Origin of the sequence: Mucilaginibacter auburnensis (assembly GCF_002797815.1) — a bacterium.
Taxonomy (GTDB): domain Bacteria; phylum Bacteroidota; class Bacteroidia; order Sphingobacteriales; family Sphingobacteriaceae; genus Mucilaginibacter; species Mucilaginibacter auburnensis.
This window is the reverse complement of sequence record NZ_PGFJ01000001.1, coordinates 358,591-381,168: the sequence shown is the minus strand read 5'-3', so window position 1 is coordinate 381,168 and position 22,578 is coordinate 358,591. Positions and strand designations below refer to the sequence as shown.

The following is a 22,578-nucleotide window of genomic DNA, read 5'->3' as shown; positions in this document are numbered from 1 at the left end:
TTGTTCTAATATAGCAATTTGGAGAAAAATATAAAAGGCAATCTAACGTGGCAGGTATTTTACTTAGTGTATTGAAAGGTGTCCCAAACGGTGGACCAAAAAACATGGAAGCGGGTATAATGGACTGAAAAGTAGTGAAGCGCAATATACAAATGGCCGCTAACATGCTTATTTTAACATGTTAAAATCAATTAAATTTACTGAAAATAAGTTAACACGCATATGCGCGTGGGACACGTAAGTGTAATTACTTTGCTTTCTCCACCCGCAAACCCACATCGCTTACCTCATGCAGCGGGTTATCCCGCATGTTTTGTTCTATGCGGATGTAATAAGAACCGGCTGCAGGGAACTTATAATTTAGCTTAAACGGTATTCGGAAGCTATACAGATTACCCGAGCCTTTGCCCAGCCATTGCCCGTCGGGCTGGGCCAGTTTTAGCTCATAACGGGTAGTGGCATTCTTTTTAACCGGATCGGTTATCAGCACAAACAAGTTGGAGTATTTATAATTGCCGGTTACACGCAGGTTTACGTAGCAGTTGTAGCTGGCGTTGGCATCATCAATTTTAAAATTGTAGCCAACGCGGTTACTGTAAGCCCACACTTTGTTAGGCATTTCGGTATTGTTATCAATAACCGCACCCGGGTCAGAGCAAGCCGATAATGCCAGCGCAAACCAAGCCATTAAAACATACACCAAACGACTCGATTTCATTGCTATTGAGCGGGCTGTTCTCCGCGGTTAGGGTTGTTATTATTATTGCGGTTATTGTTTCTACGGTGTTTATTGCGGTTCCTGTTGGGGTTGCCGCCGCCTTCGGGACGTGGCCCCTGTTGCTCAGCGCGTGGCGCACCTTCCTGTCTCGGACCTTGTTCCGGTCGTGGCGCACGTTCAGGGCGTGATACCTGTTCCGGCCTTGGTGCGCGTTCAGGGCGTGGTCCCTGCTCTGGTCTTGGGCCGCGTTCGGGGCGTGGCCCCTGTTGCTGTGGTCTTTGCTCCCTTGGCTTATCCTGCAGGCCAGCTGCCGGTGCTTCTGCGCCACCGGCACTATCCGGTTTTTGCTTATTCTTGTTTTTATTGCGGCTTTTCTTTTTGCGGTTACGCTCATCCAAACGGGTCAAGCTATCCTGGCCAACAACATTCTCATAATCCAATACTTTTGGAGGAGCCACAACCACTTCTGATAATACTACCAGATCATCAGGCAATACGCCTTCACGGTTCATTTGCTGGATCTCTTTAACGCGTGCCAGCGTTAGCGGTATCCACGATTCTTCCCTTGGATAGCTAAACCACATTATCTTTTTAAAGATGTCGGTTTTTTGCAATCGGGCATCGCCTTTAGCTGTTTTGAGATAGTTTACATTATCAGGAATGTGCTTCAGGGCATCCATGTAAGTATCCAGCTCGTAGTTAAGGCAGCATTTTAACTTACCGCATTGTCCGGCCAGTTTAAGCGTATTTAGCGAAAGATTTTGATAACGTGCCGCCGACGTTGATACCGTTTTAAAATCAGTTAACCAGGTAGAGCAGCATAACTCCCTACCACATGAGCCAATACCGCCTAAACGGCTCGCTTCCTGGCGCATGCCTATCTGCCGCATCTCAATACGTATGCGGAAACTCTCAGCCATTTTTTTGATCAGCTCCCTAAAGTCAACCCGGCCTTCGGCCGTGTAATAGAAAGTGGCTTTGGTTTTATCGGCCTGGTAGTCCACATCGCTCAGCTTCATGCTCAGGTTTAAGTTGAGCGCCAGCTTGCGCGCGCTGTGCATGGTTTCCCACTCCAGGTCTTTGGCTGCCTTCCATTTATCTACATCGGCAGGTGTAGCACGGCGATAGATCTTCTTCAGAACATCCTCTTCCTTAACACGGCGCTTTACCATTTGCATGCGCACCAGCTCACCGGTTACAGATACGTGACCAATGTCATAGCCACCGGTAGCGGCTTCCACAACTACGAGGTCGCCGTTCTCCAGGTAAACGTTATCAGGGTTTTGATAAAACTCCTTACGCGACCCCTTGAACTTAACTTCTATAATAGAAAAAGGCTTATAGTTAACAGGCATGTCCATATGCGACAGCCAATCGTAAACGTCTAATTTACTGCATCCGTTAGTAAGGCATGAGCCATTACTTTTGCAACCCGCGGGCGTACAACCGCCTCCGGTTGAGCAACTTCCACATCCCATATTATCTTGATATATATTGATCCCCAGCAGGGGTAGGTTTTAATTTTAAAAATCCAACAATTTGTAAAGATACATCTAAAAACATAATTTTCGGATTTGCATTTCGCTCCACATGATAATGGGCTTTCTCCAACGCCCCGCTTATGGCCTCAACGGAGTTTAAATTTAATATAGCCGACATTTTTTGAGCGGTTTCCAATTCCGCCGCAGGCAATCTAACCAACTCACCGGCACCGGCCAATAACAAACCACACTCCCGCATAAAGCTGATGCCGTAGCGTATAAAGTTTTTCTGATTTTCGCGCCCAAGTTTGGCAAGTTGCTCAACAAAGCCAACCAGCTCTATGCCCTTATTTCCAAAACACAGGCGCAACCATTGTACAAACAGCGTATGATAGCTTTTGTTGCCTTGCTGCAGCATCATGGTAGCCTCGTTTACATTACCATTGCATAGGTAGGCCATTTGGGATGCCTCATGTTCGGTTTGATTATGCTCTGCAATCAAATATTGCTTCACCTCCTCAAAAGTTGGCGCAACTATTTTTGTTAGCTGCGTGCGCGAAAGAATTGTATTCAGTATCTGGTCCTGATTTTGGGCTACCAAAATAAATAGCGTGTTAGGCTGTGGTTCCTCAATAATTTTCAGGAGCGCATTGCCTTCTTTGTCCAGGTATTCGGGCAGCCATAAAATGAGCACTTTATAATCAGACTCGAATGGCTTTAAGCTGAGTTTTTTTATGATCTGATGGCACTCGGCAATGTTAATATTGGCTTGTTTATTATCGGCATCCAAATAGCCGCGCCAGTTATCCAAACCCAAATAAGGGTTAGATAAAAACGCTTCGCGCCATTGTTCAATAAAGGTTACGGCGGTATCTTCTTTATGCTTCGCGAAAAAGGGATAAGAAAAATGCAGATCGGGATGCATCAGTTTTTGATACTTACGGCACGATGAACATTCGCCGCAGGAGTCGTCTTCTTGCCGGTCTAAACAGCATAAATACTGCGCATAAGCAACAGCTAACGCCAAACTTCCCGACCCCTCCGGCCCTAAAAACAACTGCGCATGGCTCACCCTGTTCTCCCGAACCGATGTGATCAAGCGTTGCTTTATGGCGGCCTGCCCTACAATGTGTTTGAACTGCATTGGTGCAAAGTAATAATTAGATGTGAGATGTGAGATATGAGATGTGAGATTAGGCCGTTTTTTGACAATAGGAATTATGATCTTTACCGACATGCAGGAAGCTTTAGGAAAAGCCGTGGGAGCGAAGCATATGATAATTCCTATCTTTGTTGTTTTAAGTCTCAATACTCACATCTAAAATCTCATATCTAAAACAATGCGTCTAATGGCCTTTGATTATGGTACCAAGCGGATAGGTATAGCCGTTACCGACCCGTTGCAGATTATAGCAACAGGCCTGGACAACGTACACCCCAACCAGATTATTGAATACCTTAAAAAGTATCTGCTTACAGAACAGGTGGAGCGCTTTATTGTAGGTGAGCCCAAACAAATGGACAATACCCCCTCGCAATCCGCACAGCACGTAAGGGGCTTTGTAAATTTGCTGAAGAAAACTTTTCCGGCTATACCAATTGATATGATGGATGAGCGCTTTACGTCAAAAATGGCATCCGCAGTAATTGCCCAAAGCGGTATGGGTAAAAAGGCCCGGCAGAATAAGGAGTTGGTAGATACTGTGTCGGCAGTGATTTTATTGCAAAGCTGGATGCAGCAATACCGTTAATTATTATGAACAACAGACCGGAGATACTTCCCGACGATTTACAATCCTACCTCGATGCCCATTGCGAGCCCGAGCCGGATGCTTTAAAACACATTAACCGCGAAACGCATTTAAAGGTATTAAAGCCAAACATGCTTACCGGGCACTATCAGGGCAGGGTGTTAAGCATGTTAAGTAAAATGCTGAGGCCCAAGCGCATTTTAGAGATTGGCAGTTTTACCGGCTATGCTACAATTTGTTTAGCCGAGGGCTTGGCATCGGATGGCATTATTCACACTATTGAAGCCAACCTTGAAATGGAAGACATGTTGCGCAAACATTTCTCGCTAACAGATGTTGGTAAAAAAATTCAGCTCCATTTAGGGCCTGCAGAGCAGGTTATTGACACAATTGAAGAGAAAACGTTTGATTTAGTGTTTATTGACGCGGATAAAAAGAATAATTTTCGTTACTTTGAAATTGTATTTGACAAAGTCAGATCTGGAGGACTAATAATAATTGATAATGTGTTGTGGAAAGGGAAGGTTTACGGCGACGAAAACGACGCTGATACCCAAAGCTTCCGACAACTAAATGACCGAATAGCCGCCGATACGAGGGTTGAAAAACTAATACTCCCGGTTCGTGATGGATTGCTGGTCATCCAAAAAAAGTAAATTATGAAGAAAACCTTACTGATTGCCACATTGGTCATCTCTTGTTTTACTGTTTCTGCGCAAACCGCAAAGAACACTTCACAATCCTACATTGAACAATTCAAAGATAATGCCATAAGTATTATGCGCGAAACCGGCATACCGGCAAGCATAATTTTAGGTATAGCTATGCATGAATCGGGCAATGGCAACAGTACCATAGCCCAAAAACTGAACAATCAGTTTGGAATAAAGGGCAATAGCGGGTCTGTTTACATTAAAAACAAAAAGAAAGTACGCTCCGCCTACAAGAAATACGATTCTATATTTGACTCGTTTGCTGATTTTGCCCGCGTAATTACCCAGCGCCGTGACCGGGGAGCCATTTCATCTGAATTAACTGCTACCGAATACGAAAAATGGGTTAAAAGCATACAACGCAGCGGCTATGCAAGCAGTAAAAAATGGGCGGCACAGGTGCTGGCCATCATTCGCAAACATGATCTGGACGAGTTAGACCAACAGCCTGCTCAAAAACAGCAGATTGCCCAATCTGTTGAAGCAAAGCAATAGGCTAATTACATCATGAAGATCGCTTTTCGCGCTGTTTATCCTGCAATTGTTTTATTCTCATTCGCACTATTGAGTGCATGTTCCGCGCATAAAAACACCGTATCAAATAAGCAGGCCCGTAAAAACAACAATACCATTCAAAAGCAAAACCGGGAGGCTATTGCCGGTTATACACCTTACACGGTTACATCTTACATTGAACGGTTTAAAAAAATAGCCGTTAAGGAGATGGACCTGTATGGCATCCCCGCAAGTATTACATTGGCACAGGGCCTCTTTGAATCAGGCAACGGTAACGGCGAATTAGCTAAGGTTGCCAACAACCACTTCGGTATAAAATGTACAAGCGATTGGGGCGGAAAAAGCTATTATAAAAACGACGACCGCGACAATGATTGTTTCCGGGTATATAATAATCCTGAAGACTCCTATCGCGATCACTCCGAGTTTTTGAAGCGCAAGCGTTATGCTTTTTTATTTGAACTGGATAAGAACGATTATAAAGGCTGGGCTTACGGATTAAAACAGGCAGGCTATGCCACCAATCCTAAATATCCTGAATTACTTATAGGCGTAATTGAGCGTTATCATTTAGACCAATACGACAAGCCCGAAGGCGAGATACAGAAAATAAAACGCGAAGACCGCGTTTTAACCGAGATCAATCAAAACATCGGTACAGAAAAAAAAGACTCTGTTATTAACACCACGCCATCTGAAAAGTTACATAACGTAACATCCGGCGACACACTATATAATATTTCTAAACGTTTTGGCCTTACTGTGGATGAACTGAAGGCGTTGAACAATATGCCCGATAACAACATTAAAATAGGCCAGAAGCTGATTGTTGTTAAATAAACCCTCCCTGTTAATTTTTGTTAAAATATATTGTGAAACTAAACAAACGTTTAGTTTTGAATTTGCAATGAAACGGCTATTGATCATATTGCTTTGTATTTTGTGTGCAAAGAGCTACGCGCAACAGAGAAATACTGAGGGCCTGGTTTTTGATGCCACTACTAAAGACAGGATAGCCGTTGTTTACATAACCAATTTGCGTACCGGCGAAAGCATGTATAACAGCCTGAACGGTACATTTAAAGTTGCCTCTACAGCCGGTGACTGGCTGGTATTTAGCAAAATGGACTATTTTAATGATACGGTAAGAGTTACAGGAACCGAGGCAATTGTTGTTTACTTGAAACGCACAGGCATAACGCTGAAGCAGGTTGATATACGCGATACCATGTCATCGCCTAAATCAATAATGGCGAAGAACCGCTGGCAATATAGTAAGGCTTATGGTTCGTTGGCTAACCGCGATCTGATAAGTATTGGGGGTACAGGTGTTGGTTTGAGTATTGATGCGCTTTACAACATGTTTAGCAGTGAGGGCCGAAACGCCAAACGCCTGCGCGATATACTGGATAGAGATTATAAACAAAACACTATTGATTACCGCTTCAACAAAACGTTTGTGAGCAGAATAACAGGGTTAACGGGTAAACAATTGTCGGACTTTATGATAAAATACCGGCCGGGATATTACTTTATAACATCAGCTTCTGAGTATGAATTTATTTCCTCAATCCGCACTAATTTAAAACGTTACCTGCGCAACCCCACCACATTTTCGCTTCCATCGCTTGGCGAAGGAGAATAGCAAAACGTTTATTTAACTTTTTGGAAATAGGTAAAGCCTGAAAAAAATCTTTTATTTGCGTTTATGCCCGGAAAACTACTCCACATCATTTTTTGTGGATGCATGCTGTTCGCTTCGGCTGCTTCTGCTCAAAACGCTGATACCACCAAAAGCAATACTACAAGCATTGATACCGCATTGCTTAATCGCTTACGTGTTTTTCCGCGTCGTAATGCTATACCCGTTCGTACCAGGCCACCACAGATCAGACAGGTGTTAATTCCGGTTGAGATGCCTGATTATGCGCTGAACTACTGGCGCAAATCCATCACCATGAGTGTAAACTTTGCGCAATCGGCATTTACGGGTAATTATGCAGCGGGCGGCGTAAGCGCAGTTGCGCTCAACTCCAATTTTATATACAGAACAGAGTATAAAAAAGATCCTTTCAACTACACGGCCGAGATCAACTTTTTGTACGGTATATCTAAAAACAAGGGGCAGGGCTCACGCAAAACCAACGACCGTATTTTTATTGATAATAAAATAGCCACCAAACTATCAGATCACTGGTTCTTTTTCGGCGCTTTGAGTTTTGAGTCGCAGTTTGACAGGGGTTACCAATACCCATCAGGCGGAACTACAACCCAACCGCTGCTGTTGTCGCGTTTTATGGCACCGGGTTATTTTACCGAATCTATAGGTTTTGAGTTTAAGCCGGCCACCTGGTTCTCTATGCGTTTTGGTACGGGTACCGCCCGCCAAACTTTTGTGCTGGATACAACCATATACCGAAACAACCCGGCTAACTATGGCGTGCCAATTGGTAAAACCTTTCGTAATGATCTGGCATTTCAGGTTGTTACGCAACTGGATAAGGATATCATGACCAACGTTCACCTTAATGCCCGTTACGCGCTATTTGTTCCTTACGAAAAATCGTTAGATTTTGTAACGCACCGTGTGGATGCTATCCTGACGGCTAAAGTGAACAAGCTCATTAGCCTTACACTGAATGGCACTTTCCTTTATGATAAAACTACCTCCAAACAGGTGCAGGGAACCGAAGGTATGGCTATAGGTATTGTGTACCGTTTCCCGTAGTTGCCGCAGATAACTACCCGTTTTTTTCTTTTTGGGTGAATTAGTTTCTTTTGGAATGGGCATTGTGTCGTCTATGCTAAAATCTATCATTATGAAAAAGTTAGCAGTTTTAGCAACAACAGCGTTTTGTGCATTAGCCATAAGCACGGCATCGGCACAAACCAGAAAGGCAGATACAACATCTACCAACAAAAAAAAACAAAGCACTACCACAGAGCAAATGAGAAACGGCAGACCTGGCTCTAACGGCTCAACCAGTGGTACTACTACTGATGGCGCAAGAGATGCACGCCCAAGCGGTTCAACCACCACGCAGCCAACCGAGCCTAACAACAACGGTTCAAACACCAACCGTACGCAGCCAGGCACAACGCCAGGAACAACGCCAAGCGGTAGTGGCAACAGCGGTACAAGTAATGGCAGCAACGGTTCAACCGGAAGCGGCAACGGTAGCAGCACTACACCCGCTACTCCACCAAGAAGGTAAATTACTCAGTAATTATGTATAGTAAAAAGGGCCGAAAGGCCCTTTGCTATTTAAAATGAGCTAAAAAACACAGCAAGCCTTATTTCCCGCTCAAAATGATAAATTTGCGGAATTAAATGAGAGCATAACAATGTTTGAAAATCTTTCGGATAAGCTGGACAGGGCCTTTAAGGTACTTAAGGGGCAGGGAACAATTACAGAAATAAACGTGGCAGAGACCATGAAGGAGATACGCAAAGCCCTTCTGGATGCCGACGTAAACTATAAAACAGCCAAAGCCTTTACTGATGATGTAAAGCAAAAGGCACTTGGTAATAATGTATTAACCTCCATATCGCCGGGGCAATTGCTCACCAAACTCATGAATGATGAGCTGGCTGAGTTAATGGGTGGTACTGCCGCTGAACTTGATGTAAAGGCATCGCCAACCGTAATTTTAATTGCCGGTTTGAACGGTGCAGGTAAAACTACATTTACCGGTAAGCTGGCCAATTACTTAAAAACACAAAAAAATAAAAAGCCGCTTTTAGTGGCTGATGATATTTATCGCCCCGCGGCTATTGACCAACTGGAGGTTTTGGCCGGACAAGTTGGTGCCGCGGTTTACACTAATCGCGAAAGCAAAGATCCTATTGCTATTGCTAAAGAGGGTGTTGCCTACGCTAAGCAGAACGGATATAACGTAGTGATCATTGACACCGCGGGTCGTTTATCAATTGACGAGGCGCTGATGGTGGAGATTGAGCAGGTAAAAGCTGCTGTAAATCCGCAGGAAATTTTATTTGTGGTGGACTCCATGACTGGTCAGGATGCTGTGAATACCGCCAAGGTGTTTAACGACAGGTTAGATTTTACAGGTGTTGTTTTAACCAAGCTGGATGGTGATACCCGTGGTGGTGCCGCGCTGTCTATTAAATCGGTAGTAAACAAGCCTATCAAGTTTATTGGTACAGGTGAGAAGATGGACGCTATCGACGTTTTCCACCCGGATCGTATGGCTTCGCGTATTTTAGGCATGGGCGACGTGGTGTCGTTAGTGGAACGTGCGCAACAGCAGTTTGACGAAAAACAGGCAGCAGAACTCCAAAAGAAGATCCGCAAGAACAAGTTTGATTTTAACGACTTTTACGGGCAGATACAGCAGATCAAAAAAATGGGTAACATGAAAGATCTGATGGGGATGATACCCGGCGTTGGCAAAATGATGAAGGATGTGGAAATTGGCGACGATGCGTTTAAAAACGTGGAGGCCATTATTCAGTCTATGACACCGTATGAAAAAGAAAATCCTGATACCATTAACCAAAGCCGCCGTAACCGTATAGCGAAAGGATCAGGTACTAAGTTAGAAGAAGTGAATCGCCTGATCAAGCAATTTGAGGATATGCGCAAGGTGATGAAACAAATGAGCAACCCTGCCGCCATGGCCGCCATGATGAAACGGATGCCGAAGATGTGATAAAAGAGCCGCGATAAGCGGCTTTTTTTGTATGTGATAATATTGTTGAGGGACTCAAAATCTGTATCTTTCTATTTTAATACTTTATGCTAAAATTACCAGCTCTTTTTATATCGTCAATTTTTGCGTGTTTTGTTGCCCAAGCCCAGCCCCCCGGCGCTATCATTGACGTGCAGCATTATAAGTTTAATATTGATTTGAATGACAGCACCAACAATATAGTTTGCAAAGCCGATGTTACGCTGAAATTCATTAAAAATACCCGCTCGTTCAACCTGGATCTGGTACAGAAAAATAATAGTGGTAAAGGTATGCTGATAAGCGCCATAACAGAAGGCGATAAGGCAGTTGAGTTTTCGCAAAGCGCGGATAAACTAACCATTAATACCACCGGAGCGGTTGGCACAGATCACACCTATACTATTTCCTATCAGGGCGTCCCGGCTGACGGCTTGATCATCTCCAAAAACAAATACGGTAAGCGTACCTTTTTTGGCGACAACTGGCCCAACCGCGCCCATAACTGGCTGGTTAGCGTTGATGACCCTGCCGATAAAGCCGCGGTTGATTTTGTAGTTACAGCACCCGCTCATTATGACGTGGTGGCTAACGGTTTGAAATTGAGCGAAACCGACCTTCCGGCAGGCAGGAAACAAACGCACTGGGAGGAAAAACAGGTATTGCCTACCAAAATCATGGTAATTGGCGTTGCTGATTTCGCCATTAAAAATGTAGGCAATGTAAGCGGCATACCGGTTTACAGCTACGTTTTCCCACAAGATTCGGTTAAAGGTTTCAAGAGTTATAATTACGCCAGGGAGATATTGCCGTTCTTCATCAAAAAGGTTGGTCCGTATGCTTATGAGAAACTGGCCAATGTGCAGTCAAAAACAATTTTTGGGGGAATGGAAAATGCCGGGGCAATTTTTTACCACGAAGAATCGCCTACCGACAGAGGCATTGAAGCCCTGATGGCGCACGAAATAGCCCATCAATGGTTTGGCGATGCCGCCAGCGAAAAGAACTTTTTTAACCTGTGGCTGAGCGAGGGTTTCGCTACTTACATGACGCATTATTACCTGGAAAATAAGTACGGCATCGACACGCTAAAAAAACGCCTTGTCGCAGACCGGGCAAAAGTGCTGGCCTTTGAAAAAGACCGCTTGAAACCGGTTGTTGATACATCCGAAAGGAGAGACTTTATGGTTATGCTCAATGCCAATAGCTATGAAAAAGGCAGTTGGGTGCTGCACATGCTACGACGCAAACTGGGCGAAGAGGCTTTTTGGAAAGGCATCCGTGAGTATTATGCGGAATACAAGGGCGGTAACGCCAACACCATGGACTTTATGAAGGTAATGGAGAAGGCAAGCGGTAAAGACCTTGACGTATTCATTAAGCAATGGCTCTACACTGCCGGCCATCCGGATGTAGTGATAAAATGGCAATATCTAAGTAACATCCACACAATTAAGTTAACTGTAACGCAGCAACAACAACAGGTATATCATTTTCCGTTAGACATCAGCATCAATGGGCAAATGCACCGTGTTGATGTGAATAGCAGGGAAATAACAGCTAACTTTTCATCGGCAAAGCAACCAACCAAGATTGTACCCGATCCGAATATTAATCTGTTAGCAACTTTTGCCGTAAGTAAACAATAATATTAGCACCATATAAAAATTCCCTATCTTTCGCTGTAAATAAACTTTATTACACGTGTTAGTTAAAACCTTTGGCAGTGCCGTTTATGGCATAGAAGCCATTACCATAACAGTTGAAGTAAACATTGCTGCAGGCACCAAGTATTTTATTGTGGGGCTGCCCGATATTGCTGTTAAAGAAAGCTATTTCCGAATAGAGTCTGCACTAAAAAATACCGGCTTCAGGATGCCAAGACAGCAGGTGGTTGTGAATATGGCTCCTGCCGACATAAAAAAAGAGGGCTCATCCTATGACCTTACTATTGCTACGGCTGTGCTGGCCGCATCGGGCCAGGTGGAGGCCGGAGAGCTTGATAAGTACCTCATTATGGGCGAGCTGTCGCTCGATGGCGGACTGCAACCCATAAAGGGTGCTTTGCCTATTGCCATACAAGCACGCAAAGATGGTTTTAAAGGATTTATTCTGCCTAAACAGAACGCGCGGGAGGCCGCTATTGTAAATGATCTGGAAGTTTACGGTGTGGAAAACATCCGCGAGGTTGCGGGCTTTTTCAATGGCGATATCACCCTAAAACCCGAAATAGTTAACACCCGCGAGGAGTTTTATAACAGCCTGTGCAACTACGACAGCGACTTTAGCGAAGTAAAAGGCCAGGAGAATATTAAGCGTGCGTTGGAGATAGCCGCCGCCGGGGGGCATAATGTAATATTGATCGGTCCGCCGGGGGCGGGTAAAACCATGCTGGCCCGCAGGCTGCCATCTATACTACCGCCGCTAAGCTTATATGAAGCATTGGAGACGACCAAGATCCATTCGGTAGCCGGCAAGTTGGCTGCTACCGATGCCTTGGTAACGGCAAGGCCCTTCCGTTCACCGCACCATACTATTAGCGATGTTGCCCTTGTAGGCGGAGGCGGAAACCCGCAACCCGGCGAAATATCACTGGCGCATAACGGCGTTTTGTTTCTGGATGAATTGCCGGAGTTTAAGCGGAGTGCGTTAGAGGTGATGCGCCAGCCACTGGAGGAGCGTAGGGTAACCATATCGCGCGCCAAGTTTACGGTTGATTATCCCAGCAGCTTTATGTTGGTGGCCAGCATGAACCCTTGCCCGTGTGGCTATTATAATCACCCGGAGAAGGAGTGTATTTGTCCGCCGGGTATGGTGCAAAAGTATTTAAGCAAGATATCAGGGCCGTTGTTGGACCGTATTGACCTGCACGTAGAGGTTACACCCGTTAACTTTAACGAACTGGCATCCGAGCGTTTAGCAGAGAAGAGCGAACTTATCCGGGAGCGGGTAATTAAAGCCCGGGATGTGCAACAAACGCGCTTTGGTAACAAACCCGACCTGCATGCCAACGCGCAAATGAGCTCCAAAATGGTGCGTGATGTTTGTAAGATAAACGAAGCCGGGCAAAACCTGCTTAAACGCGCCATGGAAAAGTTGGGTCTGAGTGCCCGGGCATACGACCGTATTTTAAAAGTGGCCCGCACCATTGCCGACCTGGCTGGCAGTGAAGACATAAAACTGGAACATTTAGCTGAAGCCATCCACTTCAGGAGTTTGGATAGAGAGGGTTGGGCAGGGTAATATCGCTGCCGTACCATCGTCTCACTGTGGATGTGAGACGTTGTGAACCGAAAATTTTCATAAAAATTTGACTATCAATAATTTGTAAAAAATAAGTGAAACGAGGATGAGACGGGTGAAACGATTTTATGCTGATAATCCTGAATGGTTGAAAAGGTGAAAAGCGCATTAGTTTTTATAGGTACAGCTATTTTAAATGTTGCGCTATTTATTGTGCTTCAAATTTACGCCCAGTTTGCTCACTTTTTTCTTTTCGGTGAAGGTGCGTTAAGTGATAAGTTCATTGTTTGGGTGTCGTTGTCTTTTGCACTTATACAGGTTGCGATACTGATCCTCTTATTCCGAAAGCGATTTCTTGTGAAAACCGGCCCACTGCTTGGAATGAATATAATTATCGTTGCCGTATTGTTTATCTATTACGTGTTGTTGTAAACGAAGGTGAAAGAAGACGACGAAAAAGTATTTGAACAATTAAAGTGTTTCATCAGTAACATCACCGGTGTAGCCGAAGATGAAATTTTTAAAACAGCCTATCTGGAAAAAGACCTCGGAGTTTTTGGAGACGATACTATTGACTTATTGCTTATGTACTGTAAAGAGTTCAATGTTGATCTTTCCGGATTTGATGTAAGGAAATATGTGAGTCCGGAAGGCGACACCCTTCTCCCCGCCATCATCAGATTGCTTACGGGAAGGAAAAATCACAAACAAGCAGATATATCAGTATTAAACTTAATAAACGGAGTATTGGAGGGCCGATTGGATGAAACTGTAATTAACGCTTAAGCTTCAGTGGCTACCATTTGGTGCATCTCCGCCCTTGTTGGTATTATTAACAAAAACATGCGGATCATCTCAATAACGTGCTGATTGCGCTAATGAATTAATCAAAAAATAAAATACTAAATAACCTAAAATCTTATCACAATGAAACAAATTATCCCAAGCCTGATGGCTTTAGCAGTAACCAGTTCCGCATTTGCACAATGGAGTACCGGCACAAACATAAACAATGAAAATACAGGGAATGTTGGTATTAATATTGGAACAACTACACCAACAATACCGCTAACAATAGGCGATGCCGCAGGCATTGTAAGAAAAAACAGCACTACCCCTTATTTTCTAATAAGAGGATGGGTAGATACCTATTTACAAACTGTTGCAGCGCCTGGTTCTAATTGGTCTCGCGCGGCTTTAAGTACCAACCTGCACTGGAACAACGCCGCAGGTAACTGGCGGGTTGATGGAGACCTTTACTCTGACTTTGGGTCAATGAATTTTGAGAATAATGGAAACATAGCGTTTTATACCAGAGGTACAGTTGGATCATCTTATGATATTTCACATTCAGCCCTCGCAACCTACAAACGGTTAGCCATAAGCAACGATGGCATTATTCATATCCCCGGCCGTTTGGGTGTAGGTACAACTGCGCCAATAAGTGCATTTCAAGTCGGCGATGGCAATAATTTCCTTTCTATTGGGCAAGCCTGGGCAGTAGACCTGAAATATGGAACCAGCTATATTGGATTTAACGCAGGCAGAAACAACGGTAACTGGACAGTGAGAGGTGACGGCGCGCACAACGGAGGCGCGGTAATTTACAGCAACATAGTAGGCGACATTTTTTTTGCCCCCTTACCCAGTACAGGAACCGGGCAGCAAACTTTTAGCGATGCAGAAGTTAAAGGTAAGATAGCGTTGCATATAACCCCCGAAGCTGTTGTTCGTGCCAAAAATATAAGAGTAGAGCTGACTAACTGGCCCGACTTTGTTTTTAAGCCCGACTACAAGCTTCTAACGCTAACAGAGGTTAAAAACTATATTGATAAGAACCACCACCTGCCGGATATGCCCTCTGCAGACGAAGTGCACAAAGAGGGGATCGATTTGGGTGAAATGAACAGGCTGCTAATAAAGAAGGTAGAGGAATTAACGCTTTATCTTCTTGAGCAAAACCGAAAAAACGAAGCGTTGCAAAAGGAAGTTGCAACGCTTATCAAACGCGTTGATAAAAACTATAAACCAAAAAGATAAATTATGCATAAAAAAAAATCATTTTTAACTGTCTCAATAACGCGCTGTGGCGCATTTTTAAATAGTGTTTGCCTGGTAAATGGCTTATTAAAAACATTTTTTGTTATCCTGTTATTGCTGTCAGCTAAAGGCGCGTTAGCCCAATGGAATATCCCTGCAACTGGCGGAAACCCGCAATGGGCAAAAATTGGAACATTTACTGCCGGGCAGGGAGGGGAAACTTTAATGCTTACGGCCTATATCCATAAAGGTTACAATGCTGCCAATAGTCAGGATGCCGTTTACACGCTCACATTCAAAACCTCCAATGGAGATAGTGTTGATGATAAGGGTTTTGCTGGTAACGGAAGCTGGTATGCTACAGGCCAAAGCAGCGATATTGGCCCGGGTTCAATTAAGTGGAAGGCAAACGCTGCAGGCAAGTTAGCTACTGCTTACGACCTTTATATTTACCTGCCTCATTTTACCGAGAAAAGCCATTATTCAGTAACGCTATCTCCAACCGCGAGCTGGGCCAATGTTGGTTTGATTGGCCAGGCCGATCCCGGAGCCGCGAGTGCTTCCGTTTTAATACCCACAGTTGGATTTAATCTTATACAGGGAAACCTTGGTGTAGGCATAGCTGACACCAAAGGTTACAAATTTGCGGTTAATGGAACTGCCATTGCCACATCAATGACAGTAAAGTTAAGCGCTAACTGGCCCGACTATGTATTTAAATCCGGCTATAAGCTTCCAACCTTAAACGAGGTTAAAAGATATATTGATAAAAACCATCACCTGCCGGACATGCCATCGGCAGACGAAGTACAGAACAATGGCCTTGACCTCGGAGAAATGAATCGGCAGCTGCTCAAAAAGGTAGAAGAGTTGACGCTTTACCTTCTTGATCAGAACAAAAAACTGGATGAACACCAAAAGCGTATGGCCGAATTGGAGAAGGAAATCCAAACCCTTCGTAAACAACGGTAGCCAATACTACGAATTCAGACCGAAAAAGACCTTGTTAAGCAACGGATAGCCAGTAAGTATAATTACCGGCTATCTTGAACTTTTTTTCAATTTCAGTTCCATTTTTTTTAGACGATTTTCCAACTCGTGTCTCTTCTTTTGCTCCTCGATCAGATATAGCGTCAACTCTTCTACCTTTTTGAGCAGCTGCATATTCATCTCACCAATATTGACACCATTTTGCTCCATGGTTTGAGCGGATGGCACGTCTGGAAGGTGGCCATTTGATTGTATGTATTTATTTACCTCCTCCAACGTACGTAACTTGTAGCTGGCTTTAAATACATAGTCTGGAGCGGGAATGTTCAAATCTACTTTAACCTCTTTTGTATGGACCTTGCCGTTTACGGTAAGCATTTCGTCAGGACTTTGGGTTCCGATGCCAACTTTTCCGTTAGAACTGATTCGCATCCGTTCAACTCTTGTTACGTCTCCATTGCTAAAAGAAATAGCTGTTGGAACATAATTAGGAGATATAGCGCCATCTACAATAAACGAAATATCGGCGCGGTTTGCAAAGTTTGCGCCATCATAGCCGGAACCTATTAAAGCCCCAAGGTAATCGCCGGTTTGAACTGCTTGAGGCGAGGAAAGCGTACCACGCGACCGTCTTATCATATACACTGGTCGGGCTGAAGAACTTGCGCTGCTCGCAAATCCATTTATCATGTCAGCGTTACCTGCTGAATTCTCTCCAAAAAAGGACGCAACCGGAGCGCCTGCTGAACTTTGCCATAATAGCGATGGCGTAGAAGAACCCGCGGAAACAACTGAAAACTTAGTTAGCGGGTTTTCCGTTCCAACGCCAAAATTACCATTGAATGTTAGGGTCATCCTTTTCTGATTGCCTATAACAAAGTTTAAGTTTGGTTGATTGGAGTAGGTTAGAGGAGCCAAACTCTCTAACACCAGGCCTCCCATTTTATCTGACTCTGTAGTTGATTGTTCGCCAGATAGTTTGAGTATCATCCCTAATTGCCTTGTTTCAGCAGTCGGGCCTGTTGCATAATGCCTGATGGTAAACAAATCAGAATATGCTCCGGTTGAATAGCCTGTTACAACTTCCATTCGGGGCTTTTGTCCTGAAAAAAGTCCGGCGCCCGAAACGATGGGCTGCAGGGCTGAAGTCCCGAAACCAATATTGCCAGCCTGCTCTATAATAAACTTGTTTGACCCTTGATGGAATAATGAAAACGTTCCATCAGTAAAATTACTGGTCAGTTGCGTTTTAATATTTCCGCTCTGTTTGAAATAAATCTGATTTTGAGTACCGGAGCCATCTAAGATGAAATTATTAGTTGTCAAAATGTTACCTAACACTGTCAGTTTTTCTGAAGGTGTAAAGGCGGTTCCGTTACCAATGCCAACGTTAAGTGTGTTATCATTATAAATATGGTTGCCGGAGTACGGCCATTGCGCAAAAGACGATAAAGAGAAGAAAAACAGTAAGCAGGTAATAAATAAGGATTTAGCGGTGAACATGTGTTTTGGGGGATAAAAATTGAATACGGATATTTGGCATACTGCACATTAAAAATTACTATGGTAATTCTTGAAGTTTTTAACAGGCAGGGTTGAAACACTAAGGTGTGAGGTTCATGTTGTGATCAAGGCATCTGGTATTTAAGTGCGTATAAAGATAAAAAAAGAAAATATTTAGCACACACACTCCATTTTGGTAATGGTCTCATAGAAAAATCCAGCCGTACCCGTGCTTTATAAAACCGCTATACAGCTACATTAATTCCCCCTCAATTTTCCTATCTTTGCACCCGAAAAACAAGATTAAAAATGATCGATACCAATCAACTGATACCCGCTATTGCTGAGCAAGTTAAAGAGGCGCAAAACGAAGGCTTTTTATACAAGGAGATTTTTGCCGATACAGCGGCTCCTGTTAAAAAGAATGAGTTTTTGTTCTTTGTAAAGCCGGAGATCACTGTTAAGAATGACAACATCCAACTGGAAGAAATATTAAAACTCACTTTTGCTAAAATAGCGGAGTTTGGTTTTACTATTCATGACATTAAAATATTAGCTGCCAAATACCTGGAGCAATACAACATTATTGCGCAGCATTACGGCGTAATTAACCAGATTGCAAGTAACGCTGTGGCTAACATGAGCGAAGGCGCTAAAGATAAATTTAAAGAGTTGTTTGGTAAATCATTTACCGAAGCTAATGTATTGGGCGGACTGGAGTTCCTGGAGAAATATCCGGAATTTACACCAACCTCGCTTGACTACCTTTGCCAAAACATCGGCAGCAAAAAACTGGCAGGTGGTACTTATGTGGTTGAAGTAAAACTGGACGACGAGACAGTTTACCTGATCAATGGTTTCCATGGTCGCCAGTTAAAGCAATTTACGGATGCCGGCAAGAGCATTATTGTAATGTCGTTATCAACCGATGCTGACTGGAGCGATGCCCGCAGCAACTTCGTCGGCGCTACTGATCCATCAAAAGCCAACGCAGGCAGCTTGCGTCGCGCGTTTTTAGATAACAAAGAACGTTTAGGTTTGCCTGATGTATCGCAAGGTGCCAACGGGGTGCATTTGTCGGCTGGTCCGGTTGAGGCATTGGTGGAGTTACAGCGCTACAACTCCAACTTTACTACAGGGCAAGCTAAGCAGATCAGCGATTTTAGCTTTGGCAAACAGTTACAGGGTGCTTTTGGTGCTGACGCTGTTGATGCCATTGTAAAAAACAGCAACGTTAACGTTGATGGAAAAGCTACTTCGGTATTTGATCTGACAGAAGAAAAAAACAGCGAAGAGGCTTTGGCAATATTGAAGCCACTGTTTTAACAATAAGCTTATAAATTTACAGGCAGCATAACACAGTTATGCTGCTTTTTTTTGCGCTGATGTTACCAAATACGTGTAAAAAACGCAAATGCCGTAGATATGCCGTATATATATTCTGCCATTAACGAAAAGCCCGTTGTACATTTGGGTAAACATGTAAAGCAATGAAAAACGACAATACATCGCAGAAATTAAAAAAGTTGCGCCTGCGCCTGGGCTACAGCCAGGAGCAACTGGCCGAGGCTGCCCGGATAAATTTACGCACAGTTCAACGGGTGGAGAATGGCGAGACAGAACCGCGTGGAGATACGCTGCGCCGGATAGCCAGCGCGCTTAACATTACCACCGATGAGCTGACCACCCGTGCTGAACAAGAAGATAGGGGTTATTTGGTGGCGTTCAACCTGTCGGCGCTAAGTTTTTTGTTATTTCCTTTTTTAGGCGTGTTGGTACCTTGGGTGCTTTGGCTTTTAAAAAGAGACAAGGTAACAGGACTTGAGCGAGCTGGCCGGCAGCTTTTAAACTTTCAGATAACCGGCTGCATTATCTACTACCTGCCAAAAGTAATTATCATTACCGGAGTGCTTTTTATGGAAACACCAAGCCCATATGCAGGCTTAAACTTAGGCGTCGGATCAAGCAATGTTGAATCAAGCGGTATCGGTATGGGCGTAGATAGCGTTTTTATTTACCTGTTTTACCTTGTGGCGTATTACGGCATTACCCTTATTCATATTATTATAAGCGCTTACCGTGCACATGTGGGCAAGCCACTTTACTATAAACCGGCTATTCCGTTTTTGAGGTAGATGTTACAAGTTATGCCACAAGTGCCGCAACGTAATTCAGCAACGCGTCAACATCAAAGGGCTTAGATAGATAACCGTCGGCGCCACAACTACTTGCTACCAGGTGAAGGTCTGGCTCGGCAGATAATAGTATAACAGGAGTTTTCACTTCCGGATGCTGGGTTTTAAATTCTCTGCAAATGTCAGCACCTGTTTTGTACGGATTTTCTAACCTAACATCGAGAACAATGAGGTCGAGGCCAAGAAATAAAATATGCTCTGCAGTTTCGGATGTGTTGGAGATAATAACATCGTACCCCTCCTCCTGAAAGATCATCCTTACCAGCTCTAAAATATCTTCATTATCGTCAATAACCAGTATTCTTTTTGCCATTTGATGGTGTGTTATTTGTATTCGATACGGTCACAGCAATCAAAATATTCGACGACAATAAGGGTATTTGCTTAAAACTACAAAATACTATTGGTAAAGTTTGCCCGCTAAAGTAATTACCGCGTTATAAAATTTATCTATTAATTAATAGTATTCTTATTATATTACTAAGTAATCCGACGCGCGTTAAGGTTACAACCTGCCAGTGCCGCCTAACGTCGCAAGCGTTGGGCATCTATGTTTGTAATCTCAAAACAGATCGCGCAGTAATTTTCAATAGCTAATGGTCCGTAATCTATAAACTACGAACCATTAGCATTTCAACTTTACAAGCCAAACCCATAAGCAACCCTTAGTGCCGTAACGCCATCGCTGTAATGGTTGCCACTAAAGTTTTCATAACGGGCGCCTATATCCCACTTTTTGGTTGCGTAACCAATTCCCGGCGACCATAAAAAGTGTGAGGAAGCCTTACCCTCGGCCACTTCAAATGCTACACCAGCTTCCCCGGATACATAAAATCCGCCACCGGCAAAAAATTTAAACCCGGCTTTTACGGGTATAATGTTTGATTTGTATTGGGTTGTAAACCCCGCAAAGCTGCCACTGGCCGGATAGTTTACCGTTTTCGGGAAAAAATGGTAAAGACCGCTGGTAAATGTAAGCGCAAACCTGTCAGATACGCCATATTGTAGCCTTGGTGTAATGCCCAAACCAAAATTAGCAACCGTACTTGTGTTACCTACCGGGATAAGCGCGTCGGCGCCAATACCAAACCTGAATTTGCTTGGCGGTACCGTTTGCGCGCTGGCCTGAGCGCAAATAAATAATGTTAACGCCGAGAAGGCGCAAAGCAATAGATGTGTTTTGTTTTTCATGATGGTTAGTTTTTTTGATTTATTACAACTAAACGCCACCAGTTGAAATTATATACAGCGCGAGATGTTAAGATATGTTAAAGTAGAGCGAGATGCATGAAAACTACCTCTGCTGCAATTGCGCTAACAGTGTTTGAAACTGCTTTAAAACCTCATTGCGCAGCTTAGCGTCACCATCCGTCATCTGCTCAATTAGCTCAATGTGGTGTTTGAGATAATCTGCCGCGTGATGGCGGTCGTGTTGCATCATCCAGTCGGCGTTGTAGGCCCAATCGGCATATTTAACGGTTTGCGCATCGGGGCTGATGGTTAACAGCCGCTCATCTTCCAGTTCCTTTCGCATTTTTTTAGGCAGCGGATTGTTTGCTGCGGTAAAATGCCGGGTTAGCTCCATAACGCAATCGCTTATGTGTTCGGCTTCCTGTTCGTCATAGCCGAAACTTAGCAGAGCCGCATGTAATTCGCTTTGCGTAGTAGTGGTTTTCTCCAACAGATCATGGCAAAGGCCAACCTCAAAAGCAAGTGGGGCAGCCTCTGCGGCGTTATTGGCCACAGCCAACACATGGTCGAAGTAAGGTTGTGTGGTGTCTTTAATTAGCTGGCCATTGTGTAGAGCCCTAACATGATGGATGAGTTGTAACCTGCGGTTCATGCTTTGTTTAACAATTGGGCAAAGGTAGAGTTTACAACAACTAACTACTGTAATAAAACAAAAGCCGCTTACCTTTTAGCAAGCGGCTCGTAAATAGCTGATCAAAATTAGATCAGCCCTTTGTTGAATTCGCTTATGGCGGTTTCGGGGTCTTTTAAAAAGGCTTCCCGCTGTTTGGCTGTGTCGCCGACGTAGATCTCATTGTCGTTGTTTTCTATACCACTAACAATAACCCCAGCAGCAACGTCAGCAGGTAAACCATTATCTAAACCCAATGCGCGGGTTCCCTCAGTACTGATAAGCGACGGGAACACTTCGTGCACTTTAATGTTGGTATCGGTTGCCAGCGTAAGCCTTAAGGCAATGCTGTGCGAATGCAGGGCGGCCTTGCTGTCAGAGTAAGTTGGCAATACTACCAAAGGATGGATAGATACGTTGGAAGCCAGGTTAACAATGGCTGCTTCGGATTGTTGTTTAAGCAGAGGCAATAACGCTTCGGTTAAACGAATAGGACCAAAATAGTTGGTTTCAAATTCTTCTTTGGCAATATCATAAGCGTTCGCGTTCTCGCCTAACTTATAGGCTTTACCCACGCCTGCATTGTTGATCAATACACTCAGGTCGCTGTGCTCGGCTTTGATCTTTGCTACCAGGGCGGTTACATCTTCGGCGTTGGTAACGTCAAACGGGATGGTAGTAACGCCTAACTCCTGTCCGGCTTTTTCCAACCTTGCGCGGTCGCGGCCGGTGATGATTACTTTATTTCCTTTTTGGGTAAGTACTTTTGCAGTTGCATAGCCTATTCCTGAATTGCCACCGGTAATCAGGATGGTTTTATTAGTTAAGTTCATCTTTTTATGTATTTGTTACAGGGCAAAGATGGGCAGGCGCCA

Annotated in this window: 24 protein-coding genes; 16 read left to right on the top strand and 8 right to left on the bottom strand. The window is 44.0% G+C overall.

Annotation, left to right across the window (positions count from 1 at the left end; all coding sequences use genetic code 11):
* Positions 1-247: 247 nt before the first annotated feature.
* Genes CLV57_RS01680 through CLV57_RS01670 form a run of 3 tightly spaced genes read right to left on the bottom strand, consistent with a single transcriptional unit; the run spans position 248 to position 3,343 of the window.
* Entirely contained in the window at positions 248-718 is a 471-nt protein-coding gene (locus CLV57_RS01680; protein ID WP_100339632.1) for a gliding motility lipoprotein GldH, read from the bottom strand.
* Between the two features lie 2 nt (positions 719-720).
* Positions 721-2,196 (bottom strand): regulatory iron-sulfur-containing complex subunit RicT, encoded by a 1,476-nt coding sequence (gene ricT / locus CLV57_RS01675; RefSeq protein ID WP_100339631.1) that lies wholly within the window; start codon positions 2,194-2,196, stop codon positions 721-723.
* 1 nt (position 2,197) lies between these two features.
* Positions 2,198-3,343, bottom strand: coding sequence for a DNA polymerase III subunit (locus CLV57_RS01670; protein WP_100339630.1), 1,146 nt, complete (start codon positions 3,341-3,343; stop codon positions 2,198-2,200).
* 196 nt (positions 3,344-3,539) lie between these two features.
* Here CLV57_RS01670 and ruvX point away from each other — a divergent pair, with 196 nt between their 5' ends.
* The 14 genes from ruvX (at position 3,540) to CLV57_RS01600 (ending at position 16,126) form a co-directional block, all read left to right on the top strand.
* Positions 3,540-3,950 (top strand): Holliday junction resolvase RuvX, encoded by a 411-nt coding sequence (gene ruvX, locus CLV57_RS01665; protein WP_100339629.1) that lies wholly within the window; start codon positions 3,540-3,542, stop codon positions 3,948-3,950.
* Between the two features lie 5 nt (positions 3,951-3,955).
* Positions 3,956-4,606 (top strand): O-methyltransferase, encoded by a 651-nt coding sequence (locus CLV57_RS01660; RefSeq protein ID WP_100339628.1) that lies wholly within the window; start codon positions 3,956-3,958, stop codon positions 4,604-4,606.
* A gap of 3 nt (positions 4,607-4,609) precedes the next feature.
* On the top strand, positions 4,610-5,158 hold the full coding sequence (locus CLV57_RS01655) for a glucosaminidase domain-containing protein (RefSeq protein WP_100339627.1): 549 nt from the start codon (positions 4,610-4,612) through the stop codon (positions 5,156-5,158).
* Between the two features lie 12 nt (positions 5,159-5,170).
* Positions 5,171-6,019: a glucosaminidase domain-containing protein gene (locus CLV57_RS01650; RefSeq protein ID WP_100339626.1), complete on the top strand. Its 849-nt coding sequence runs from the start codon at positions 5,171-5,173 to the stop codon at positions 6,017-6,019.
* Between the two features lie 67 nt (positions 6,020-6,086).
* On the top strand, positions 6,087-6,824 hold the full coding sequence (locus CLV57_RS01645) for a hypothetical protein (protein ID WP_100339625.1): 738 nt from the start codon (positions 6,087-6,089) through the stop codon (positions 6,822-6,824).
* 63 nt (positions 6,825-6,887) lie between these two features.
* The gene (locus CLV57_RS01640) at positions 6,888-7,907 is read left to right on the top strand and encodes a DUF3078 domain-containing protein (protein ID WP_245856813.1); all 1,020 of its coding nucleotides are present in this window, start codon (positions 6,888-6,890) and stop codon (positions 7,905-7,907) included.
* 91 nt (positions 7,908-7,998) lie between these two features.
* The gene (locus CLV57_RS01635) at positions 7,999-8,394 is read left to right on the top strand and encodes a hypothetical protein (protein ID WP_157799032.1); all 396 of its coding nucleotides are present in this window, start codon (positions 7,999-8,001) and stop codon (positions 8,392-8,394) included.
* A 130-nt stretch (positions 8,395-8,524) separates the two neighbouring features.
* Positions 8,525-9,853 (top strand): signal recognition particle protein, encoded by a 1,329-nt coding sequence (gene ffh / locus CLV57_RS01630; RefSeq protein WP_100339622.1) that lies wholly within the window; start codon positions 8,525-8,527, stop codon positions 9,851-9,853.
* Positions 9,854-9,939: 86 nt separating this feature from the next.
* Positions 9,940-11,520, top strand: coding sequence for a M1 family metallopeptidase (locus tag CLV57_RS01625; RefSeq protein WP_100339621.1), 1,581 nt, complete (start codon positions 9,940-9,942; stop codon positions 11,518-11,520).
* Positions 11,521-11,575: 55 nt separating this feature from the next.
* Positions 11,576-13,114, top strand: a complete 1,539-nt coding sequence (locus CLV57_RS01620; RefSeq protein WP_100339620.1) for a YifB family Mg chelatase-like AAA ATPase — start codon at positions 11,576-11,578, stop codon at positions 13,112-13,114.
* A gap of 144 nt (positions 13,115-13,258) precedes the next feature.
* A complete protein-coding gene (locus CLV57_RS01615) occupies positions 13,259-13,546 on the top strand; it encodes a hypothetical protein (protein ID WP_100339619.1) in 288 nt (95 codons plus the stop codon).
* Between the two features lie 6 nt (positions 13,547-13,552).
* Positions 13,553-13,900: a DUF1493 family protein gene (locus CLV57_RS01610; protein ID WP_100339618.1), complete on the top strand. Its 348-nt coding sequence runs from the start codon at positions 13,553-13,555 to the stop codon at positions 13,898-13,900.
* A 141-nt stretch (positions 13,901-14,041) separates the two neighbouring features.
* Positions 14,042-15,154, top strand: a complete 1,113-nt coding sequence (locus tag CLV57_RS01605) for a hypothetical protein (RefSeq protein ID WP_100339617.1) — start codon at positions 14,042-14,044, stop codon at positions 15,152-15,154.
* A gap of 3 nt (positions 15,155-15,157) precedes the next feature.
* Positions 15,158-16,126: a hypothetical protein gene (locus CLV57_RS01600; RefSeq protein ID WP_100339616.1), complete on the top strand. Its 969-nt coding sequence runs from the start codon at positions 15,158-15,160 to the stop codon at positions 16,124-16,126.
* A gap of 69 nt (positions 16,127-16,195) precedes the next feature.
* On the opposite strand, the gene CLV57_RS01595 is transcribed toward CLV57_RS01600, so the two are convergent.
* The gene (locus CLV57_RS01595) at positions 16,196-17,647 is read right to left on the bottom strand and encodes a tail fiber protein (RefSeq protein WP_100339615.1); all 1,452 of its coding nucleotides are present in this window, start codon (positions 17,645-17,647) and stop codon (positions 16,196-16,198) included.
* A 309-nt stretch (positions 17,648-17,956) separates the two neighbouring features.
* On the opposite strand from CLV57_RS01595, the gene CLV57_RS01590 reads away from it, so the two are divergent.
* Both CLV57_RS01590 and CLV57_RS01585 read left to right on the top strand, forming a co-directional pair.
* Positions 17,957-18,973, top strand: a complete 1,017-nt coding sequence (locus CLV57_RS01590; protein ID WP_100339614.1) for a nucleoside-diphosphate kinase — start codon at positions 17,957-17,959, stop codon at positions 18,971-18,973.
* 164 nt (positions 18,974-19,137) lie between these two features.
* Complete coding sequence (locus CLV57_RS01585; RefSeq protein ID WP_100339613.1) at positions 19,138-19,782, top strand: helix-turn-helix domain-containing protein; 645 nt, start codon at positions 19,138-19,140, stop codon at positions 19,780-19,782.
* A gap of 10 nt (positions 19,783-19,792) precedes the next feature.
* Here the strand turns inward: CLV57_RS01585 and CLV57_RS01580 are convergent, their stop codons facing one another.
* The 4 genes from CLV57_RS01580 to CLV57_RS01565 all read right to left on the bottom strand — a co-directional run bounded on the left by CLV57_RS01580 (position 19,793) and on the right by CLV57_RS01565 (position 22,536).
* Positions 19,793-20,155: a response regulator transcription factor gene (locus CLV57_RS01580; RefSeq protein ID WP_100339612.1), complete on the bottom strand. Its 363-nt coding sequence runs from the start codon at positions 20,153-20,155 to the stop codon at positions 19,793-19,795.
* Positions 20,156-20,481: 326 nt separating this feature from the next.
* Positions 20,482-21,033: a hypothetical protein gene (locus tag CLV57_RS01575; RefSeq protein WP_100339611.1), complete on the bottom strand. Its 552-nt coding sequence runs from the start codon at positions 21,031-21,033 to the stop codon at positions 20,482-20,484.
* 103 nt (positions 21,034-21,136) lie between these two features.
* Positions 21,137-21,685 (bottom strand): hypothetical protein, encoded by a 549-nt coding sequence (locus CLV57_RS01570; RefSeq protein ID WP_100339610.1) that lies wholly within the window; start codon positions 21,683-21,685, stop codon positions 21,137-21,139.
* Between the two features lie 107 nt (positions 21,686-21,792).
* Positions 21,793-22,536, bottom strand: coding sequence for an SDR family oxidoreductase (locus CLV57_RS01565; protein ID WP_100339609.1), 744 nt, complete (start codon positions 22,534-22,536; stop codon positions 21,793-21,795).
* Positions 22,537-22,578: the final 42 nt, after the last annotated feature.

What these genes read in the sequence shown, in the direction of transcription:
- CLV57_RS01595 (WP_100339615.1), bottom strand. Translation starts at nt 17,647, where the DNA reads ATGTTCACCGCTAAATCCTTATTTATTACCTGCTTACTGTTTTTCTTC.
- CLV57_RS01590 (WP_100339614.1), top strand. Translation starts at nt 17,957, where the DNA reads ATGATCGATACCAATCAACTGATACCCGCTATTGCTGAGCAAGTTAAA.
- CLV57_RS01635 (WP_157799032.1), top strand. Translation starts at nt 7,999, where the DNA reads ATGAAAAAGTTAGCAGTTTTAGCAACAACAGCGTTTTGTGCATTAGCC.
- ffh (WP_100339622.1), top strand. Translation starts at nt 8,525, where the DNA reads ATGTTTGAAAATCTTTCGGATAAGCTGGACAGGGCCTTTAAGGTACTT.
- CLV57_RS01565 (WP_100339609.1), bottom strand. Translation starts at nt 22,536, where the DNA reads ATGAACTTAACTAATAAAACCATCCTGATTACCGGTGGCAATTCAGGA.
- CLV57_RS01600 (WP_100339616.1), top strand. Translation starts at nt 15,158, where the DNA reads ATGCATAAAAAAAAATCATTTTTAACTGTCTCAATAACGCGCTGTGGC.
- ricT (WP_100339631.1), bottom strand. Translation starts at nt 2,196, where the DNA reads ATGGGATGTGGAAGTTGCTCAACCGGAGGCGGTTGTACGCCCGCGGGT.
- CLV57_RS01615 (WP_100339619.1), top strand. Translation starts at nt 13,259, where the DNA reads ATGGTTGAAAAGGTGAAAAGCGCATTAGTTTTTATAGGTACAGCTATT.
- CLV57_RS01605 (WP_100339617.1), top strand. Translation starts at nt 14,042, where the DNA reads ATGAAACAAATTATCCCAAGCCTGATGGCTTTAGCAGTAACCAGTTCC.
- CLV57_RS01650 (WP_100339626.1), top strand. Translation starts at nt 5,171, where the DNA reads ATGAAGATCGCTTTTCGCGCTGTTTATCCTGCAATTGTTTTATTCTCA.
- CLV57_RS01625 (WP_100339621.1), top strand. Translation starts at nt 9,940, where the DNA reads ATGCTAAAATTACCAGCTCTTTTTATATCGTCAATTTTTGCGTGTTTT.
- CLV57_RS01655 (WP_100339627.1), top strand. Translation starts at nt 4,610, where the DNA reads ATGAAGAAAACCTTACTGATTGCCACATTGGTCATCTCTTGTTTTACT.
- CLV57_RS01575 (WP_100339611.1), bottom strand. Translation starts at nt 21,033, where the DNA reads ATGAAAAACAAAACACATCTATTGCTTTGCGCCTTCTCGGCGTTAACA.
- CLV57_RS01580 (WP_100339612.1), bottom strand. Translation starts at nt 20,155, where the DNA reads ATGGCAAAAAGAATACTGGTTATTGACGATAATGAAGATATTTTAGAG.
- ruvX (WP_100339629.1), top strand. Translation starts at nt 3,540, where the DNA reads ATGCGTCTAATGGCCTTTGATTATGGTACCAAGCGGATAGGTATAGCC.
- CLV57_RS01585 (WP_100339613.1), top strand. Translation starts at nt 19,138, where the DNA reads ATGAAAAACGACAATACATCGCAGAAATTAAAAAAGTTGCGCCTGCGC.
- CLV57_RS01660 (WP_100339628.1), top strand. Translation starts at nt 3,956, where the DNA reads ATGAACAACAGACCGGAGATACTTCCCGACGATTTACAATCCTACCTC.
- CLV57_RS01645 (WP_100339625.1), top strand. Translation starts at nt 6,087, where the DNA reads ATGAAACGGCTATTGATCATATTGCTTTGTATTTTGTGTGCAAAGAGC.
- CLV57_RS01570 (WP_100339610.1), bottom strand. Translation starts at nt 21,685, where the DNA reads ATGAACCGCAGGTTACAACTCATCCATCATGTTAGGGCTCTACACAAT.
- CLV57_RS01640 (WP_245856813.1), top strand. Translation starts at nt 6,888, where the DNA reads ATGCCCGGAAAACTACTCCACATCATTTTTTGTGGATGCATGCTGTTC.
- CLV57_RS01670 (WP_100339630.1), bottom strand. Translation starts at nt 3,343, where the DNA reads ATGCAGTTCAAACACATTGTAGGGCAGGCCGCCATAAAGCAACGCTTG.
- CLV57_RS01680 (WP_100339632.1), bottom strand. Translation starts at nt 718, where the DNA reads ATGAAATCGAGTCGTTTGGTGTATGTTTTAATGGCTTGGTTTGCGCTG.